The following is a 2599-nucleotide window of genomic DNA, read 5'->3' as shown; positions in this document are numbered from 1 at the left end:
CCCCACGCCCGACACGCCCCGCACGCCCTCAGCCACCCGCCGTTCCGAAGCCACGCGCACGGCGATCCTCGACGCGGCCCGTGAGCGCTTCGCGGCCGACGGCTACGAGCGCGCCACCATCCGCGCCATCGCCAAGCACGCGAACATCGATCCGTCGATGGTGATGCGCTACTACGGCAACAAGGAGGGCCTGTTCGCGGCGGCCGTCTCGATCGACCTGAAGCTGCCGGACCCGGCGTCACTGTCCCGGGACGATGTCGGCCGGACGCTCGTGACCCACTTCGTGGACATGTGGGAGAAGAACGAGGTGCTCACGGCCCTGCTCAGAGTGGGCGCGACCAACCAGGCCGGGGCCGAGCGGATGCGGGGCATCTTCGCGGACCAGTTGCTGCCGGTCGCCCGTCGGGTCTGCCCCGACCCCGAGCAGGCCCCGGCGCGGGCCGCGCTGGCCTCGTCGCAACTGCTCGGGCTGGCGCTCACGCGCTACGTCCTGCGGTTCCCGCCCGCCGTGGCGCTGCCCCCCGAGGAGATCGTGGCGTGGCTGGCGCCGACGGTGCACCGGTATCTGACCGCGCCGTACCCGGCGTAGGCGTCACCCGGCGTAGGCGTCACCCGGCGCAGGCGTCACCCGGCGCAGGCAGGCCTCACCCGGCCGGGAACACACCGAGGGCGCCGACCTCGTCGACGTACGGCTGATGCGCGTACGTACGACGGGGTCGGCGCCCTCGGGAAAGACTGCGGAGCGGCCGAGTCGGGCAAGAGCCCTGGTCAGGCCTTCGCCTTGGCCTTTGCCTTCGGCTGGCGGTCCGTGGAGCGGTCCAGGACCATCACGAGGCCCGCGATGACCCCGAACAGCACGAGCGGGGCCAGGACGAACTGGCCCAGCGTCTCCATGACGGTCAGGCCCTGGCCGGGGTCGTCGCCGTCGTCACGCGCGAGCGCGAGCGCGGGGGACGACATGAGCAGCATCATCAGCGTCGTACCGGCAGCCAGGGCGCCGGCGCGCAGGGCGTTCTTCTTGTCCACGGGGCCAAAAGTACCGAACCCCATGAGAGGCCGCGCGCCCGGGGTGCCGTATGAGACGCGGCCCGCGCGGCCAGGTGGGCCGTCAGCCGGGCCCGGCACGTCCCTCCCGCAGTACCTCCACCAGCGCCCGCACCCTCGGCGAGGCCGCCAGCTCCTCCAGCGTCACGGCCCTCCCCTCCGCGTCCGCGATCGGCAGCCGCCAGTTCGGGTACTGGTCCCAGGTGCCCGGCAGGTTCTGCGGGCGGCGGTCGCCGACGCCGTCCGGCAGCCAGACGCCGACCATGCGGGCCGGGGTGCGCAGCAGGAAGCGGTGGACGGCCTGGATCTCGGCCTCCTCCTCCGAGACGCAGTGTCCGCCGTGGGTGCCCCGCAGCAGCCCGAGCCGGGACAGCAGTTCCAGCCACTCGCCGGTGTCCGCCGCCGCTTCGGCCCGCTCCTGTTCCAGGGGGTGGGTCAACAGGCCGAGGCCGTCGCGCAGTTCGACGTGGTCGCCGGTGAGGCGGGCCGCGGTGGGCGGCAGGTCGTGGGTGGTGGCGGTGGCGAGGCAGTCGGCGCGCCAGGAGTCCGGTGGCAGGGGGCGGCCGTCGCCGTCCCAGTCCCGTTCGAACCAGAGCACCGAGGTGCCGAGTACGCCCCGGGAGCGCAGCGTCTCCCGCACGCCCGGCTCCACCGTGCCGAGGTCCTCGCCGATCACCACCGCCCCGGCCCGGGAGGCCTCCAGCACCAGGATCGCGAGCATGGCCTCGGCGTCGTAGCGGACGTACGTCCCCTCGGTCGGCGGGCGCCCCTGCGGCACCCACCACAGCCGGAACAGCCCCATGACATGGTCGATGCGCAGGGCGCCCGCGTACCGGAAGAGCGCCCTGAGCAGCCGGCGATACGGCTCGTACCCGGACTCGGCCAGCCGGTCCGGCCGCCAGGGCGGCAGCCCCCAGTCCTGGCCGCGCGCGTTGAAGGCGTCCGGCGGTGCCCCCACCGACATCCCGGACGCGAAGTACTCCTGCTGGGCCCAGGCGTCCGCGCCCCCGGGGTGCACGCCGACCGCCAGGTCGTGGACGATCCCGACCGGCATCCCGGCCTCCCGTGCGACCCGCTGGGCGGCGGTCAGCTGGGTGTCGGTGAGCCAGGCGAGACGGCAGTGGAAGTCGACGCGGTCCATGAGCTCGCCCCGCGCGCGGGCGGTTTCGGGCGAACGTGGATCACGTAGCCCCGCGGGCCAGTGCTGCCAGTCGGAGCCGTGCACCTCGGCCAGCGCGCACCAGGTGGCGTGGTCCTCCAGCGCCCGGCCCTCGCGCGCGAGGAAGTCGGCGTAGGCGGCCCGTCGTCCCGGCCCGAGCGGCACCTCGCGCACCAGTTCCAGCGCCTCCCGCTTGGCCGCCCATACCGCGTCCCGGTCGATCAACTCCCCCTTCTCCAGCACCGCTTCCCGCAGCCGCCCGGCCCGCTCCAGCAGGCCCCGCACGCGCTCGCGGTCCTCGACGTACGCGAACTCGGGCACGTCCTCGATCCGCAGATGCACCGGGTCGGGGAAGCGCCGGGAGGGGCTCATGGGCTGGCCCCTCGCGGGTTGTTC

General features: G+C 74.2%; 3 protein-coding genes. 1 reads left to right on the top strand and 2 read right to left on the bottom strand.

Going from position 1 to position 2599, the window contains the following annotated elements; genetic code table 11:
- A partial coding sequence (locus L0P92_RS43790; RefSeq protein WP_237696764.1) for a TetR/AcrR family transcriptional regulator occupies positions 1-589 on the top strand: 589 nt, incomplete at its 5' end.
- 179 nt (positions 590-768) lie between these two features.
- Here the strand turns inward: L0P92_RS43790 and L0P92_RS43785 are convergent.
- Positions 769-1026 carry a hypothetical protein gene (locus tag L0P92_RS43785; protein WP_234768703.1) on the bottom strand — a complete coding sequence of 86 codons (258 nt, stop codon included), beginning with the start codon at positions 1024-1026 and terminating at the stop codon, positions 769-771.
- An 82-nt stretch (positions 1027-1108) separates the two neighbouring features.
- Positions 1109-2599: 4-alpha-glucanotransferase (gene malQ, locus L0P92_RS43780; RefSeq protein ID WP_234768702.1), on the bottom strand; the 1491-nt coding region annotated here is incomplete at its 5' end.

Origin of the sequence: Streptomyces muensis (assembly GCF_021474425.1) — a bacterium.
Taxonomy (GTDB): Bacteria; Actinomycetota; Actinomycetes; order Streptomycetales; family Streptomycetaceae; genus Streptomyces; species Streptomyces muensis.
Note: the sequence above shows the minus strand (reverse complement) of the source record. Positions and strands in the feature narration are given on the sequence as shown.